Raw genomic sequence first — 15,556 nt, forward strand, 5'->3', positions numbered from 1 at the left:
CGCGGAACTCAGAAGCCCGAGCCGTGTACTTCGTGCCCGGGCTTCTCGAGCATCAGGCCGGCATAGGCGTCCGCCACCGTGCAGCCGTGGTTGATCACCCGATCCACCTCACGGGCGATCGGCATGCTGAGCCCGTGCGTCTCGGCGAACTCCATGATCACGCTGGCGGCCTTGACCCCCTCGGCGACCTGGTTCATCGACGAGATGATCTCCTCGATGCTCTTGCCCTGACCCAGCTGTTCGCCGACGTGCCGGTTGCGGCTGCGCTGGCTGGTACAGGTGACGATCAGGTCGCCCATACCGGCCAGGCCCGCGAACGTGTCCCGGTTGCCGCCCATCGCCACGCCCAGCTTGGACATCTCGGCCACCGCGCGCGCCATCACCATCGCTCGGGTGTTCTCGCCGATGCCCAACGAGTACCCCATGCCGACGGAGATGGCGTACACGTTCTTGAGCGCCCCGGCCATCTCGACACCGATCACGTCGTCGGTCGTGTAGGTGCGAAAACGCCTGGTGCGGAACAGGCCCGCGATATTGGCGGCCAGGTGCTGGTCCGGCATGGCCAGGACGGCGGCGGCGGCATAGCCCTCGGCGACCTCGCGGGCGATGTTGGGCCCGGCCAGGATCCCGGCCGGATGCCCGGGCAGTACCTCGTCGACGATCTGGCTCATGCGCATGTTGGTGCCCTGCTCCAGGCCCTTGACCAACGACACCACTGGGACCCACGGCCGCAGTTCCTTGGCCAGTTCGCCCAGCACGTTGCGGAAGCCGTGCGACGGCACACCCATCACGATGACGTCGGCGCAGTTGGCTGCCTCAGAGAAGTCGGTGGTCGCCCGCAGTGATTCGGGAAGCGCCACCCCGTCGCCCAGATAGCGGCTGTTGCAATGCTTTTCGTTGATGTCGGCCGCCGTTTCCGCGGACCGCACCCACTGCAGTGTCGGTCCCCGGCGCGCGCAGATCGAGGCCACCGTGGTGCCCCAGGATCCCCCACCGAGGACGACGACGGTCGGTACGCGCTGCGCTGGTGCCATGGCGACAGGTTATGTCGGAGTGTCCGGTCGGTGGTGCGGATTGAATGTTGTGTCGGTTGGTACCCGCGCCCTGTGCGACGATCAGATGAGGGATCGCCGAGGGGGTGCGGCACTAGTGACGGTGACGGTGTCGCGCGTGCGCGCGGCCAAGCCCGGGGCGCTGCTCGATGCCGCGGATGAGGTACGGACCACGTCAGCCGCGCTGGAGATCGTCATCGGCGTCGAGCGCGGCCAGCTGGCGAACTTGAAAGCGAACTGGCACGGGCAGGCCGCCGATGCCGCAGTCGCCAAGGCGCAGCAGCTGATCGATGAGCAGGAGGCCTACCGCGGCAGGCTGGACAAGCTGACCAAGGCGCTGACCGACGGCGGAAATCAGCTGACCTCGCTGCGCAGCACCTTGCTGGAATTCGTCGACACCGCGATCCAACTCGGGTTTTCGGTCAGCGACGATGGCGTGGTCACACCGCAGCAGTGGTTGATCGGGGACTTGGGGCCCCTCAAGAAGGCGGCGGAGTTCTTCACCACGTCCATCCAGGAGCAGTTGAAGGCCTTCGACACCACTGACACGCTCACCGCGACGGCTATCGACCAGGCGGTGCAAGGCCAGAAGCCCTCGGTGCCGGTGCGCATCGGCGGGCAGGACATCCAGATTCCGCCGCCGGGAACCAACCCCGAGGACGTCGAAAAATGGTGGACCGCACTGACTCCCGAGCAGCGGCAGCAGCTGATCGCCCGGCACCCACCCGAATTGGGCAACCTCAACGGCGTCCCGGCGAGCGCTCGGGACGCGGTCAATCAGCAGGTGATGAACGACGACCTGAACCGGGTGCGCGACGTCGCCAACCGCAACCATGTCTCCGAGGACGACGTCCTCAAGGACCCAGGCCGATACGGGCTGACGCAGACCGACGCCACCAGGTTCTACAACGCGCGGCGGACCAGCGAGGGGCTGGCGCACCAGCGCGGATCGAACACGGACCCGAACAGGTCACGTCCGGTCATGCTCTGGGCCTACCAACCGGAGGCGGACGGCGGGCAGGGGCGGGCAGCCATCTGCCTCGGCAACCCGGACACTGCCAACAACACCACGGTCATCGTGCCGGGCACCGGGAGCAGTGTTCACGACGGCTGGTTGGCCGACGGTCACGACGACGCCATCCACGTGTACGACCAGGCGAAGCTGGCCGACCCGAATCGCTCGACCGCGGTGATGATGTGGATGGGGTACGACGCACCCGACAGCTTCACCGATCCGCGGATCGCGAACCCGACCCTGGCTCGGCAGGGCGGCGACCTGCTTGCTGCCGACGTCAACGGCCTGGCGGCCACGCACTTGGGCACCTCCCATATGACGGTGATGGGGCACTCCTACGGGTCCACCACCGTCGCCGATGCGTGTGCGGGCAGCGGCATGAAAGTCAACGATGTCGTGTTGATCGGTTGTCCTGGAACAGATTTGGCGCACAGCGCGGCGGACTTCCACGTCAATGGCGGCCAGGTGTACGTCGGGGCGGCGTCGACCGATCCCGTCGCCCGGCTCGGTATGGGCGGTCCGGGGGCGGCGCAATGGCTGAACGCGGAGCTCGGTAATCCACTGGGGCCGGTCGCCGGTCTGGGGACCGACCCGTCAGCAGAGGGCTTCGGCGCCACCCGGTTCCGGGCCGAGGTGGCCGGCGAGACCGGCTGGAGTTTCCACGATCACTCGAAGTACTACGACATGGGCAGTGAGTCGTTGCGCGCGATGACCGACATCGCCAGCGGGCACAGCGAACGCCTTGCGACCGACGGACTACTGGCCGAGGACCGGCACCGGCCGACCATATCGACACCCGACCACGTCAACCTGCCGTTCGGTATCGAGGTGCCGGTGCCTCACGTGGACATCCCCATACCCGGGACCCCGGCATATTCGGATCCCGAATCCAATCGCCCAGGTGAGACGGTGAAGAACGACCATGATTACAAGTAGTCGATATCGCGTCGGTACAGCGGCTTTCGTATGTGCCCTGATGTTAGGAGGATGTGGCTTGCTTCCCCATAGCGATCGTCCAGCGCACCCCATGACCGATGAAGAGTCCATGGCCCAGGTCATCAATGCGGGTCGTCAATTGCGGAAAGTGGCTGGGCTGCAAGACGTTAGCGGTGGCGGCTATCTCGCGTTCTGCAATGACGATGGCGATCCGCCGAACAAGGGCTACCTCGAGATGAGTGCGATGCTGCCGCCGGGGGTCAGTGGCCACGACTACGCCGAGCAGGTGAAGGCCGCCATGCTGGCGTCGGGATGGTCAGACAAGCTGCCCTCCCAACACATGTACGGCGGCACCATCAACCGGGACGGCGTCGCGGTCAACATCGAGTACTACCAGGGCGAAAGTCGGCTCGCGTTCAAGATTTACGGCGAATGCCGCAACATGACCAACCATCATGGTGACAGCAAGAACAACGGCACCAACTTGACCAAAGAGCTGAACAGCGACTCCTGAGCGCTACCGGTAGTTGACGAACTGCAGCGCCACGTCCAGGTCGGCGCCCTTGAGCAGGGCGATGATGGCCTGCAGGTCGTCGCGCTTCTTGCTGGACACCCGGATCTCGTCGCCCTGAATCTGCGCCTTGACGCCCTTGGGGCCCTCGTCGCGGATGATCTTGGTGATCTTCTTGGCCTGCTCGCTGGTGATGCCCTGCTGCAGGGTGCCCGAGACGCGGTAGGTCTTGCCGCTGGGCTGCGGGTCGCCGGCGTCGAACGCCTTCATCGAGATGTCGCGGCGGACCAGCTTCTCCTTGAACACGTCGACCGCGGCCTTGACGCGCTCCTCGGTCGAGCTGACCAGCTCGATGACCTCGTCACCCTTCCAAGCGATGGTGGTGTCGGTGCCACGGAAGTCGAAGCGGGTGGACAGCTCCTTGGCGGCTTGATTCAGCGCGTTGTCGACTTCCTGCCGGTCGACCTTGCTGACGATGTCGAACGATGAATCCGCCATTGGATTGCCCTCCGTATCTGCGCCCCTGGTCGGGGTCCCGTTTTCGTGTTCGGTACATCTTCGTTGTAGTCTGCTACTCGCGCCAAACCCGGTACCCCGGAGGGCGACGAACCCGGCAGGTTGCCCGAGCGGCCAATGGGAGCGGACTGTAAATCCGTCGGCGAAAGCCTACACAGGTTCGAATCCTGTACCTGCCACGCTGATCAGGCCCCCTTTCGAGGGGGCCTGATTTCGTCTGAGGGGCTGCTAGCGCCACGTGGGCGGGTTGAGAATGCCGGGGATCACGAAGTCGCGAAGCAACGCGCGGCGGTCGGGCCGGGTCTCGTCGGGCCGGTTGGTGAGGTGTTCCATCAGCAGCATTTGTGCCACCCGCACGAGCCAGTCGGCGACGGCGTCAGGGTCGAGTTGCTCGCGCAGCTCGCCCGCGGTCTTGGCAGCCTCGACGTACGGCCGCAACACGTCGCGGATACGGTCGCGGAACGCTCCGGACGCCGCGACGGAGACCGTCATCGTCAGGCTTTCGGGGGAGAACAACACGCTGAGCCAACGGGAGTCTTCGACGGCCCCGATCGCGCCATCCAGCGCGTCGAGCAGGCGGTCACCGAAGGTCCCGTCACGCCGCAGCGCCTGTTCGGCGCTGTCGATGACTCCGGCTGTCTCGCGCAGCAGTACGAAAGCAAGGACGTCGTCGCGCGTTCCGAAGTACCGGTACACCGTCGTGCGGTGCACCGAGGCCTCCTTGGCGATGTCGTCGACAGTGGTGCGGCTGACGCCGCGCCGCTCGTAGCAGACCTCAGCTGCGTCAAGTAGGCGGCGGCGTGCCTCGTCGTCGTCGACCGGCGGCCGGTCACCCCAGGTCGCCGGGCGTGCGGCCTGCTCAGTGACGCGAAGTCGGCGCGGTGTCACAGTGTTCTCCGTCCCGGTGGGGTCACGCTGAGGACAACCTAGCGAACGAGATGTGGCACGCCAGCGTCGGTTGAACGCGGGTCAGCGGCGCGCCTGGGCCTCTGGCCGCGCCCCGGAGGGCGCGAATGTCACACGTAGGGCATTGGGTCCACGCAGTGTGGTGCCGACCTGGCTCGTGATGGTGGCAGTCTGGGCGTACTCCGGATCGAGCGCGAGGCCGGGCAAGCGCTCGATCAGCGCCCGCAGCGCTGCGACGAGTTCGGTGTTGGCCAGCCAGTTTCCGATGCAGCTGTGACGGCCCTGGCCGAACGACACGGTCGGCATCACATTGCGGGTGATGTCGAAGTCGTCGGGCCGTGGGTACACCGCCGGGTCGCGGTTGGCGGCGTTGATGGCGAAGATCATCGGGGTCAGTGCGGGGATGTGGATGCCATGCCAGGTCGTGGCCTCAGGGCAGGCCCGCGGCAGCATCCCGACCGCCGGCTCCCATCGCAGGCCCTCCCATACCGCGGACTGCAGGTAGCGGTCGGGGTCAGACCGCAGCAGGTCCAACTGGGCGGGATGGTTGAGCAGGGCCGACAGGATGTTGCCCAATGCCAGGGTGGTCGTGTCGGCTCCCAGCGGAAACAGCATCCGCAGGAACGTGAGTATCTCTTCGTTCGAGAGGTTTTCGCCGTCCTCGGTGGTTTCGGTGACCAACATGGAGATCATGTCGTCGCCAGGTTCCCGCCGGCGCGCGGCCAGTAGCGGGGCGACGTAGGCAGTGAATTCGGCGGCACACCTGACTGCCGTCGGTGGGTCGAAGGGGTACTGGATCATCGCCTGCGCCCAACGATGAATGTTGGCTTCGTCGTCGACCGGCACGCCCAGCAGGCGGCTGATGATCAGCAGTGAATAGCGGTGGGTGAATTCGGCGACCAGATCGGCGGCGCCGCGGGCGGCGAACTGGTCGATCAGCTCAGTGATGACCGGTTCGATCACCGGCTCCAAGTAGTCCTGGACGCGGGTGCGGCGCAGCGGCGCTGACACCACGCTGCGACTGATGCGATGCTCGGCGCCCGACATGCTCAGCACAGTCCGGCCGAACACCGGTTCTGTGGTCATCGCATACACCGGTGCGGCAGGAAATGTCACTTCGTCGCGGAAGGCCGCTCGGACCAGCTCGTCGGTCAACAGTAAGACCGCGCGGACCCCCGCAAACGGAACTATCGCGTAGGGCCTGCGCTCGCGGAGTCGGGCGAGCGCGGCATGGAGGTCCGGTTGGTCGTCGAACGCGAAGTCGATTCCCTCGACGTCGAGGGCTTCCAGGGTCTGCATACAACGTCACGCTAGACACCGTGCAACACTCAACGCAATATGTCTTACGTTGCATCAGTGTTGCGGGGCGCGATTCGGTAGACCCGCGACCGTTCTCAGGAGGCGAGATGGCTGACAGCGGATCGGACGACAAAGGTGCGGCCGTGGTGAAGCGTCCGCCGCGCGACGATGCGTACAGCGCTCGTCTGGCTGGGGTGGCGAGGTTCGCCGTCACGCACAAGTGGATCGTCATCGGCACCTGGCTGGCCCTGGGTGTCGTTCTCGCGATGTTGTTTCCGCAATTGGAGACCGTGGTCAAACATCAGGCGTTGGACCCGATTCCGCGCGACGTGCCGTCGTTCCAGGCCCTGGACCGGATGGGCAAAGCGTTCGGCGAGGAGGGGTCGACGACGACGGTGGTCGTCGCGATGGAGAACCCGGAAGGGCTCACCCCGTCGGCACGGACGCGCTATGCCGCCATGGTTTCCGCATTGCGCGCGGACACGAAGAACGTTGCGATAGTTCAGGATCTGCTCGCCGATCCGGTCACCGCCGCCCAGGCGGTCAGTGCCGATGGCAAGGCCTGGTATCTACCGGTCGGGATTGCCGGGACGCTGGGTGGGCCGCGGGCCGCCGAGTCCGTCGAGTCGGTACGCGGTACCGCCGCCCGTGCATTCGACGGCACGTCGACGGTCGCCCATGTCACCGGTCCGGCCGCGACCATGAGTGATCAGATCGTCGCTGCGGAAACGGATCTGGTGCTCATCTCCCTGGCGACGGCCGGTCTGATCGCGGCGATCCTGCTGTTGGTGTACCGCTCGGTGTTCACCGCGCTGCTGCCGTTGCTCGTCATCGGCGTGAGCCTGGGGGTCGGGCGAGGAATCCTGTCGGCGCTCGGCGAACTGGGCATGCCGGTCTCGCAATTCACCATCGCGTTCATGACCGTGATCCTGTTGGGCGCCGGCACCGACTACTCGGTGTTCCTGATCAGTCGATACCACGAACAACGACGAAGAGGCGTCGCGGTGGATCAGGCGGTGATCAACGCGACGGCGACGATCGGGCGCGTCATCCTGGCCTCGGGAGCCACCGTGGCCCTGGCGTTCCTCGCCATGGCATTCGCGACGCTGACCATCTTCGCCACCTCGGGCCCCGCATGTGCCGTGGCGGTATTGGTCGGGTGCCTGGCGACGGTGACGCTGTTGCCACCGGTGTTGGTCCTTGCTGCCAAACGGGGCATCGGCGAACCCCGGAAGGACCGGACGCGCACCTACTGGAATCGGATCGCGGTGACGGTCGCACGTAAGCCGGTGCCGTTGTTGGTGATCAGTCTCGTGCTACTCCTGGCACTTGGCGGCGTGGCGCTCACGCTGCGCATGAGCTACGACGACCGCAAGGGGCAACCGTCCACCACGGCCAGTAACCAGGGTTACCGCTTGTTGGACAGGCACTTTCCCAAGGACGTCATCATCTCCGAGTTCCTCATGGTTGAGTCGCCGACGGACCTGCGTACCGGCAGGGGGCTCGCCGATCTCGAGGAAATGGCCTCCCGGGTCTCCCAGATACCCGGGGTCGATCGCATCGTCGGCGTCACCCGCCCGACGGGGAAGCGGCTGGATCAGGCTCAGCTGTCGTGGCAGAACGGACAGATCGGCGACAAGCTCGCGGACTCTGTGGCCGACGGTGATGCCCGCAAGGGTGATCTGGCGAGGCTGACGGACGGCGCCGATCAGTTGGCCGGTGGTCTCACCCAACTCGACACCAGCGTGCGGTCCGCACTGGGGCCGCTGTCCGGTCTGCTCCATCAGGCGCAGCAGGCCGGCCAGACGATTCAGCGCTACCGGCCGGCACTGCAACAGCTCAATGCCATGGGGCCCAACGCCGACCGCATCGTCAAGGACGGACTGCAGGTACGCCCGCTCGCTGAACGGGCGGCAAGTGCAATCGCCGTCATCGAACCGCTGGCGGCCGCGCTCGGCGCCTCGCCTCTTTGTGGGGCGACACCGGAGTGTGGCGCGTTACGTGACCACGTCGAGACACTGGCGGTGCTTCGCCAAGAGGGCTTCTTCGATCAAATCGCCGGTCTGGGTGATGAATTGACCGCGCAGACCTCGAATTCCCCAGTGTCGGCGACGATCACCCAGTTGCAGAATGCCGCGGGCACCCTTGACCGGAGCATGAATGTCCTCGGGCGTCCGGGCGCCGACCTGCCGGCCCAGATCGCACGCCTGCAGGCGGGCATCGGGCAGCTCGCCTCGGGCGCGCGGGCGCTGGCCGTCGGCGTGCACACCCTGGTTGACAGCAACATCGAAATGCTGGGTGGCATGAGCCAAATTGCGGCACAACTGCAGGACTCCGCGCGCGGAACCGCCGGATCGGACGCGGCGACGGGCTTCTTTCTGCCGGCAAGCGCGTTGCAGGATCGACGGTTCGTCGAGGTTGCCCGACAATTCATCTCGTCCGACGGACGGACCGCGCGGTTTGTCATCGAATCCGGGTTCGATCCCTATACCGCCGAGGCGATGGCACTCGGCAGGCGCATCACCGACGTCGCCACGGCGGCCGCACCCAACACATCGCTGGCGGATGCCAAGGTGTCGATGGCGGGATTCCCGGCCATCAACTCCGATATCCAACGATTGATGGTGCGGGACTTTCTGCAATTGGCCATCGCGACCCTCGTGATCGTGGCCCTGATCCTGGCCGCGCTGCTGCGCGCCGTGCTGGCACCGATCTATCTGCTGGCCACCGTCGTGCTCAACTACGCGGCCGCACTCGGCATGGGCATCTTGGTTTTCCAGTACGGGCTGGGGCAGGACATTGCCTGGCCCGTCCCACTGCTGTCGTTCATCATCCTCGTGGCCGTGGGTGCCGACTACAACATGCTGCTCATCTCGCGCCTTCGTGAGGAATCGGCCAACAACATCCGGGTGGGAGTGATGAGGACCGTCGCCAGTACCGGCTCGGTCATCACATCGGCCGGATTGATCTTCGCGGCGAGCATGTTCGGGCTGATGGTGGGCTCCATCGGAATCATGATCCAGATGGGCTTCATCATCGGCTGCGGTCTGCTGCTCGACACCTTCGTCGTGCGGACGCTGACGGTGCCCGCCATCGCGACGCTGCTGGGGGAGGCGAGCTGGTGGCCGACGCACCGCGTGTAGGTCGTTTCGGACTTCTGCAGGGCGACGGGCGCCATCGCCCGCCTGCGGACTGTAGATCCGTCGCGGAAGCCGACGGGTTGATCGTCAGCCGATTGCCGACAGCCGAATCGAGGGCGGTCGTTAGGATTCGACACATGGTCGAGTCCACTTCGGATCAAGACGTCGTGCTCGACGTCGAGGGATCCGGTGTCCAACCACCGGTCGACCCGAAGATTCGTGCGAGATTCGCTCAGCTGGAACGATTTGCGCCCGCCATCGGATCTCGGTGGGCCACCGAGCTGTGGTGCACGCCACCGATCATCGAGCAGAGCCTGCGCATGCCGCCCGGCGTCGCACCCGGCGCACCGCTGGAAGCGCACTGGGACGGCCACCGCATCGCCGGTGAGTCCTGGGGTGACGGGCCGCCGGTGTATCTGGTCCACGGCTGGGGCGGCCGCCGCCCGCACCTCGGTATGTTCGTCAAACCGCTCGTGGCCGCCGGCTTCCGGGTCATCGCGTTCGACCTGCCCAGCCACAACGAATCCGAGCCGGGCGCGCTCAAGCCGGGACGCACCACCGCCATCGAATGCGCCGCCGCGGTCGCGGCCGTCATCCGCGAGCACGGGCCGGCCCACGCGGTCGTCGCCCATTCGCTCGGGGCCAATTCGGCCACCATGGCGGCGGCGGTTCATGGCGCGAAGGTCGGGCGACTGGTGCTGCTCGCGCCGATGGGCGACTACCCGATGTACCTGGACCTGTTCGCCGCGCGCCACAACTTCGGCCGTCGGATCCGCGCGGGCCTGCAGCGGCGACTGGTGCGCCGCATCGGCATGTCGCTGGCCGACACCAACATGGTCAACCTCGGCGCCCGGGCCAACCACCCGCCGCTGCTGCTCATCCACGACCCCGATGACCCCGATAGCCCCTACTCGTCGAGCGAGAAGCTCGCCGCGTCGTGGCCCGGCGCCCAGCTGCTGACCACCAAGGGCCTCGGGAAGCTGGCGCACTACCGCATGCTGCGGCACCGCCCGGCGATCACCGCCGGCATCGAGTTCATCGGTAGCCCGGCCTAGCGGCCGCATCGGCGGCGAGCATCGGCTGCTGGGACTAACGTCAGCCCCGTGGACGCCGCTATCGCTGCGATCGGTCACGCGCTGGCCCTGGCCGGCTCGATGACGTGGGAGATTCTCTGGGCGCTGATCCTCGGGTTCGCGCTGTCGGCGGTGGTGCAGGCCGTCGTCCGGAAGTCGACGATCGTGCGCCTCCTCGGTGACGACAAGCCGAAAACCCTCGCGGTGGCCGCGGGACTTGGCGCGGCATCGTCGTCGTGCTCGTACGCCGCAGTGGCGTTGGCCCGCTCGCTGTTTCGCAAGGGCGCCAACTTCACTGCCGCGATGGCGTTCGAGATCGGCTCCACAAACCTCGTCGTCGAACTCGGCATCATCCTGGCCCTGCTGATGGGCTGGCAGTTCACCGCCGCGGAATTCATCGGCGGCCCGATCATGATCGTCGTGCTGGCGGTGCTGTTCCGGTTGTTCGTCCGGAGTCGCCTCATCGACGAAGCCCGCGTGCAGGCGGACTACGGCCGCGCCGGGTCGATGGAAGGGCATGCCGCGATGGACATGTCGGTGCAGGTCGAGGGCTCGTTCGCCAAGCGCCTGTTCTCGGCGCCGGGGTTCACCTCGGTGTCACATGTGTTCGTCATGGAATGGGCTGCGATCCTGCGCGACCTGATCCTCGGCCTGCTCATCGCCGGCGCCATCGCCGCCTGGGTGCCGAACGCGTTCTGGGAGAACTTCTTCCTCGCCGACGACCCCACCTGGTCGGTGATCTGGGGACCGATCGTCGGTCCGGTCGTGGCCATATTTTCGTTCGTCTGCTCCATCGGCAACGTGCCGCTGGCGGCGGTGCTGTGGAACGGCGGCATCAGCTTCGGCGGCGTGATCGCCTTCATCTTCGCCGACCTGCTGATCCTGCCGATCCTCAACATCTACCGGAAGTACTACGGCACCCGGATGATGCTGACGCTGCTGGCCACCTTCTACATCTCGATGGTCGCGGCGGGCTACCTCGTCGAATTGCTGTTCGGCGCAACCGGTCTCATCCCCAACGAGCGCAACGCCATGGTGATGGACAGCGGTATCTCGTGGAACTACACCACCTGGCTCAACATCGTCTTCCTGCTGCTGGCCGCGCTGCTGGTGGTCCGCTTCGTCCGCACCGGCGGCATCCCGATGCTGCGCATGATGGGCGGCTCACCTGACTCGGGGCACGAGGGCAGCCACGATCACCACGCCGACCACCACCCGCACTAGACGATCTTCAACTCGATCGTCAGTCGTAGATGACGGCGAGGCCGCGCCGTTGCAGGTCGGCCAGACCGTCGCGCATCGCCTGAAGCTGCTCGGGCGAGTGCCCGACCCAGTCGGTGAGTTCGCCGACGATTCGCACCGGCTCACGGGTGCGGTACGAGTGGGTCGGATTTCCCGGCAGCTTCTTGTCCGTCACGTTGGGGTCGTCCTCCAACTCGCCGACCGGCTCGACGAAGTATATGCGGCACGGGCCGTCGCCGGCCGCGAGTTCGGCGCCCCAAGCCGCAGCGTCCAGTGTTCGCGTGACGTAGACATGGTTCGAGACCCGGCCCGTCTCGTAGTTCGACGCACGTCCGGGCAGCAGCAGATCGCCGACCGAGAGATCGGCTTTGGTGCCGTGCAGCAGCGCACCCGACTCGTGCACTTGAAAAGGTTTCGGTGTGTTCGTCATGACATCCCCAAGTCGTCTCACCGTGTGGTCGGACGATTGTGCGGCACCACCGGGGCCTTGCGGCAAGCCCCGGTGTCTGCCATAAATTGAGAGTGGGAGTTATCCCGCATTCGCATTCCGGGCCGCCGCCGATTCGACGAAACCGTCGGCGCCGCACCATGTTCAGCCGAGGTCCCCGGGTCCATCACCCAGCAGGCGCATAACCCCGGGTCGCGACGAGTTCGTGGGTGAGTTGCACGAAGGCGGAGGCGGCCGCGCTGTGGTAGCCGCCGTCGCGGCGCAGGAGCGCTACGGTCCGGGTCGGCATGGGCGGGTCCAGCGGGACCGGCGTCAGGTGCGGATGGTCGTGGGTGACGGCGTCCGGCAGGACCGTTGCGAGCGGCGTCCGTTGCACGATCTCGGTGAGGGCTTGGACTGAGTTGGCCTCGACGGTGATCCGCGGGTCGACGTGGTGCTCCGCGAAGTACGTATCGATATGGGTGCGGGTGAGGAAATCGCTGCTCAGCAGGGCCAGGTGGACCTCAGTCAGCGCGCGGACGGGCAATGGGTTGGGCAGGGCCTCGGCCCGTGGGCCACTGGTGACCAGGCCGAGGTGCTCGGTGAACAGCGCGGCGGCGTCGATGCCGGGGGCGGGGGAGCCGATGAAGGCTATTCCGACGTCGAGGTCGTCGGCGAGCAGCGCCGCTTCGATGCTGTCCTGGGACATCTCGGCCACCGTCAGGCTGATGCCGGGATGGCGGGCGTGCAGCTCGGCAATGAGCGGGGCGACGAAGTAACTCGTGAACGTCGGGGTGAAGCCCAGGCGCAGGTGACCGCGGCTGAGGTCACGCACGTCCTCGATGGCGCGTTCGGCCGCGGCCAGTTCACGGAGCGCGCTTCGGGCGCGGTCGGCGAAGGCGGCGCCCGCATCGGTCAGGCGCACGGTGCGGCCGCTGCGGTCGAGCAGCTGGACTCCGAGTGTGTTTTCCAGCTGTTTGATCTGCTGGGAGAGCGTGGGTTGCGACACATATAGCTCTTCGGCGGCGCGGGAAAAGTTGCCGTTTTCGGCGACAGCGAGCAGATACCGCAGGTGACGAAGCTCGAGCCCGGCCATGAGACCAACTATAGAGGTTGTCTATAGGAGGCATGAAAACTGGCTATTGGACATTATACACGCTGTTCATGCATGGTGAATTCAGCAAGAAAGGAAGCATCATCATGAACACGAACAACCTCGCCGCCGCGACAATCGGACTGGTCGCCGGAGCGCTCGCCGCGGTCGGCATCGGACTGGCCGCGCCGGCGCTGGCGGACAACGGCGGGACGGTGGCGCTGCCCGGGCCGGTTCCGGTGTACGCGCAGGACACCTTCATCGGCGGCGCCAACCCTTACGTGCCGTTCGGAACCAATCCGATGGTGCCCTACGGCACGTGGGCGCAGCACTGATCCAGCACTGACATCCCGTCAGAACCATCGACCACCTCTGGAAGGAAGCACCAGCCATGATTCACGCCCAGTTCGACCCCACCGCCCGTCAGCTCCTCGCCGCCGCGGCTGTCGAGGCCAAGACCCGTAAGGACCTGTCCTGGCAGCAGATCGCCGACGCCGCCGGTCTGTCGGTGGCCTTCACGACGGCTGCCGTTCTCGGTCAGCACGCGCTTCCGGCGGAATCGGCGAAGGCCGTCGGTGCCCTGCTGGGCCTGGACGACGACGCGGTGCGGTTGCTGCAGACCATCCCGACCCGCGGCTCCATCCCCGGCGGCGTGCCCACCGACCCGACCATCTACCGCTTCTACGAGATGCTGCAGGTCTACGGCACCACCCTCAAGGCGCTGGTTCATGAGCAGTTCGGTGACGGCATCATCTCCGCCATCAACTTCCGGCTGGATGTGAAGAAGGTTGCTGATCCCGATGGTGGCGAACGTGCCGTCATCACCCTCGACGGCAAGTACCTGCCCACTGTGCCGTTCTGATTTCTGGTGCCGACTGCCTTAATATGGTGGGGTCGGCCACAGAAATTTTCGCAACGGCAAATTCTTGTGGCAAACTAGACGAAGGCCGCTGACGGCCGGCTTCGAGAGGATGGACTCAGCGTGGCGACGCACCTGCGCACGGCGGCGGTGACCTGGCTGGTCGCCGCACCGGTCTTCGGTGCCGGCGTGGCGAATGCCGCGCCCCATGACGTGCCGCTTTCGCCGGGTGTTTCAGCTGAGACAGGTGGGGACAGTTCGAGTCCTTCGCGTCCGGGGCTGTCGTCCATCGGCGATCTACACAAGGTGTTCGGCGGCCTGACCACCGCCGCGACCACGGCCGGAACCGGCGTGCTCAGCGGCTTCGGTGTCGCGCCGTCGGTCGGCCAGCAACTGACGCCCAAGTTCGGCGACGGACGCAACGGCACCAACGTCTCGTCCACGAACTCGTCCTCGAATACATCGATCGGCTTGCCGTCGGGTGTCGTCGGAACGACCGGGAGCACGGCTGCCAGCGAATCAGGCAACGTTGCCGAAACTCCCACCGCCACACCGTCTGTCCAGTCGGTCTCGGTTCCGCTGGTCCAGGCGAGCGTGGCGGCCGGTCAGGTAGCGGTCGTTGTGGCAGACGCGCCGATGGCGCCGGTGACGGCGTTGACGGGTCCGCTGCCCGCGTTCGTGGGTGAGCCGATCCGGAGCGTGGCTGCGCTGCCCGGATTTGCTGTGGCGCAGGCTCTGCCGGTGGTCGACGGGTTGGCCGCGGCAGCGGCGTCGCTGACGTCGGCCGCCATCACGCCGCCGTCCGGCGTGCCGCAGGCCGTCTCCTTCGGCCGTGACTTCGGGGCCCACACCGGGCCACCGGCATCCGGTGGGGCGCAGTCCAATTCACGCTTTGCCGGCCACGCCGGCGCCACCGGGGAACTGCCGGTGCGCGGACCCGCACCGGCTGATCGGGTCTTCGCGGCCGACAACGCCGTCGTCGTGGCGGCGCCGTATCGGGCCGGGTACTCGGACGACCTCCGCGCTGCCGGCCTCGGTGAGGTCGCCGCCGTCGCCGTCCCCGGTTTCACCGGCCTACTGGTGCTGACCGGGGCGGGTGGGCTGATCGGCTTCCGTCAGGCCCGTGCCGGCCGCGCGATGCACGGTGGCACCCTCACGCGATTCGCGAGTCAGTAGCCGGCCCTCCTTTTGTCGGTGAATTGTTTTGCGGCTGAAGGTATTTGATCAGCGTGGCGCTGACGTTGCTCAAAGGTGTTGGTGTGCAGTACCTTTGGCTGAACGCGCTGGTCAGCGCGTCGCTGCCCGACGCCGGTGAAATGCTGCGAAATCGACGCCTACCACACGTTGACGAGCGTTTGCCAGCCGACACGCCGAAGCGACGCTGTGGCGAAATCGGAGCGAGCTCCATCCGACGTGCAAAGAACCCGGCCGACCGCTTACTCTGATGCGGTACCTCGAGTACACAAATCAGACAATCCCTGGCCGAC

15 protein-coding genes and 1 tRNA gene are annotated in these 15,556 nt (G+C 66.3%); 10 read left to right on the forward strand and 6 right to left on the reverse strand.

Features of this window, described 5'->3' with window-relative positions; genetic code table 11:
- Positions 1 to 8: 8 nt before the first annotated feature.
- Positions 9 to 1,034, reverse strand: a complete 1,026-nt coding sequence (locus A7G45_RS11990; RefSeq protein ID WP_043401519.1) for an NAD(P)H-dependent glycerol-3-phosphate dehydrogenase — start codon at positions 1,032 to 1,034, stop codon at positions 9 to 11.
- A gap of 115 nt (positions 1,035 to 1,149) precedes the next feature.
- On the opposite strand from A7G45_RS11990, the gene A7G45_RS11995 reads away from it, so the two are divergent.
- Positions 1,150 to 3,003 (forward strand): alpha/beta hydrolase, encoded by a 1,854-nt coding sequence (locus A7G45_RS11995; protein ID WP_260937183.1) that lies wholly within the window; start codon positions 1,150 to 1,152, stop codon positions 3,001 to 3,003.
- Positions 3,004 to 3,112: 109 nt separating this feature from the next.
- Complete coding sequence (locus tag A7G45_RS12000; protein WP_260937185.1) at positions 3,113 to 3,517, forward strand: lipoprotein LppJ family protein; 405 nt, start codon at positions 3,113 to 3,115, stop codon at positions 3,515 to 3,517.
- A 3-nt stretch (positions 3,518 to 3,520) separates the two neighbouring features.
- On the opposite strand, the gene A7G45_RS12005 is transcribed toward A7G45_RS12000, so the two are convergent.
- Positions 3,521 to 4,012 carry a YajQ family cyclic di-GMP-binding protein gene (locus A7G45_RS12005; protein WP_043401524.1) on the reverse strand — a complete coding sequence of 164 codons (492 nt, stop codon included), beginning with the start codon at positions 4,010 to 4,012 and terminating at the stop codon, positions 3,521 to 3,523.
- A 114-nt stretch (positions 4,013 to 4,126) separates the two neighbouring features.
- Here A7G45_RS12005 and A7G45_RS12010 point away from each other — a divergent pair.
- Positions 4,127 to 4,209 (forward strand) — tRNA-Tyr (locus A7G45_RS12010).
- Positions 4,210 to 4,258: 49 nt separating this feature from the next.
- On the opposite strand, the gene A7G45_RS12015 is transcribed toward A7G45_RS12010, so the two are convergent.
- Both A7G45_RS12015 and A7G45_RS12020 read right to left on the reverse strand, forming a co-directional pair.
- Entirely contained in the window at positions 4,259 to 4,918 is a 660-nt protein-coding gene (locus A7G45_RS12015) for a TetR/AcrR family transcriptional regulator (protein WP_260937189.1), read from the reverse strand.
- 81 nt (positions 4,919 to 4,999) lie between these two features.
- Positions 5,000 to 6,235: a cytochrome P450 gene (locus A7G45_RS12020; RefSeq protein WP_260937192.1), complete on the reverse strand. Its 1,236-nt coding sequence runs from the start codon at positions 6,233 to 6,235 to the stop codon at positions 5,000 to 5,002.
- A gap of 107 nt (positions 6,236 to 6,342) precedes the next feature.
- Between A7G45_RS12020 and A7G45_RS12025 the strand changes: the two genes are divergently transcribed.
- The 3 genes from A7G45_RS12025 (at position 6,343) to A7G45_RS12035 (ending at position 11,672) form a co-directional block, all read left to right on the forward strand.
- Positions 6,343 to 9,378: an MMPL/RND family transporter gene (locus A7G45_RS12025; RefSeq protein ID WP_260937196.1), complete on the forward strand. Its 3,036-nt coding sequence runs from the start codon at positions 6,343 to 6,345 to the stop codon at positions 9,376 to 9,378.
- A gap of 134 nt (positions 9,379 to 9,512) precedes the next feature.
- Positions 9,513 to 10,430: an alpha/beta fold hydrolase gene (locus A7G45_RS12030; protein ID WP_260937199.1), complete on the forward strand. Its 918-nt coding sequence runs from the start codon at positions 9,513 to 9,515 to the stop codon at positions 10,428 to 10,430.
- 48 nt (positions 10,431 to 10,478) lie between these two features.
- Complete coding sequence (locus A7G45_RS12035; protein WP_260937202.1) at positions 10,479 to 11,672, forward strand: permease; 1,194 nt, start codon at positions 10,479 to 10,481, stop codon at positions 11,670 to 11,672.
- 19 nt (positions 11,673 to 11,691) lie between these two features.
- On the opposite strand, the gene arr is transcribed toward A7G45_RS12035, so the two are convergent.
- On the reverse strand, positions 11,692 to 12,120 hold the full coding sequence (gene arr / locus A7G45_RS12040; protein ID WP_260937206.1) for an NAD(+)--rifampin ADP-ribosyltransferase: 429 nt from the start codon (positions 12,118 to 12,120) through the stop codon (positions 11,692 to 11,694).
- Between the two features lie 184 nt (positions 12,121 to 12,304).
- Positions 12,305 to 13,213, reverse strand: a complete 909-nt coding sequence (cynR, locus tag A7G45_RS12045; RefSeq protein ID WP_260937209.1) for a transcriptional regulator CynR — start codon at positions 13,211 to 13,213, stop codon at positions 12,305 to 12,307.
- A gap of 104 nt (positions 13,214 to 13,317) precedes the next feature.
- On the opposite strand from cynR, the gene A7G45_RS12050 reads away from it, so the two are divergent.
- The 4 genes from A7G45_RS12050 (at position 13,318) to A7G45_RS12065 (ending at position 15,514) form a co-directional block, all read left to right on the forward strand.
- On the forward strand, positions 13,318 to 13,545 hold the full coding sequence (locus A7G45_RS12050) for a hypothetical protein (RefSeq protein WP_260937213.1): 228 nt from the start codon (positions 13,318 to 13,320) through the stop codon (positions 13,543 to 13,545).
- Positions 13,546 to 13,601: 56 nt separating this feature from the next.
- On the forward strand, positions 13,602 to 14,072 hold the full coding sequence (gene cynS, locus A7G45_RS12055) for a cyanase (protein WP_260937216.1): 471 nt from the start codon (positions 13,602 to 13,604) through the stop codon (positions 14,070 to 14,072).
- A gap of 120 nt (positions 14,073 to 14,192) precedes the next feature.
- Positions 14,193 to 15,245, forward strand: coding sequence for a hypothetical protein (locus A7G45_RS12060; RefSeq protein ID WP_260937219.1), 1,053 nt, complete (start codon positions 14,193 to 14,195; stop codon positions 15,243 to 15,245).
- 53 nt (positions 15,246 to 15,298) lie between these two features.
- The gene (locus A7G45_RS12065) at positions 15,299 to 15,514 is read left to right on the forward strand and encodes a hypothetical protein (protein ID WP_260937222.1); all 216 of its coding nucleotides are present in this window, start codon (positions 15,299 to 15,301) and stop codon (positions 15,512 to 15,514) included.
- The last annotated feature ends 42 nt before the right edge of the window (positions 15,515 to 15,556 follow it).

It is taken from the genome of Mycolicibacterium llatzerense, assembly GCF_025331195.1.
GTDB classification, from domain to species: Bacteria; Actinomycetota; Actinomycetes; order Mycobacteriales; family Mycobacteriaceae; genus Mycobacterium; species Mycobacterium llatzerense.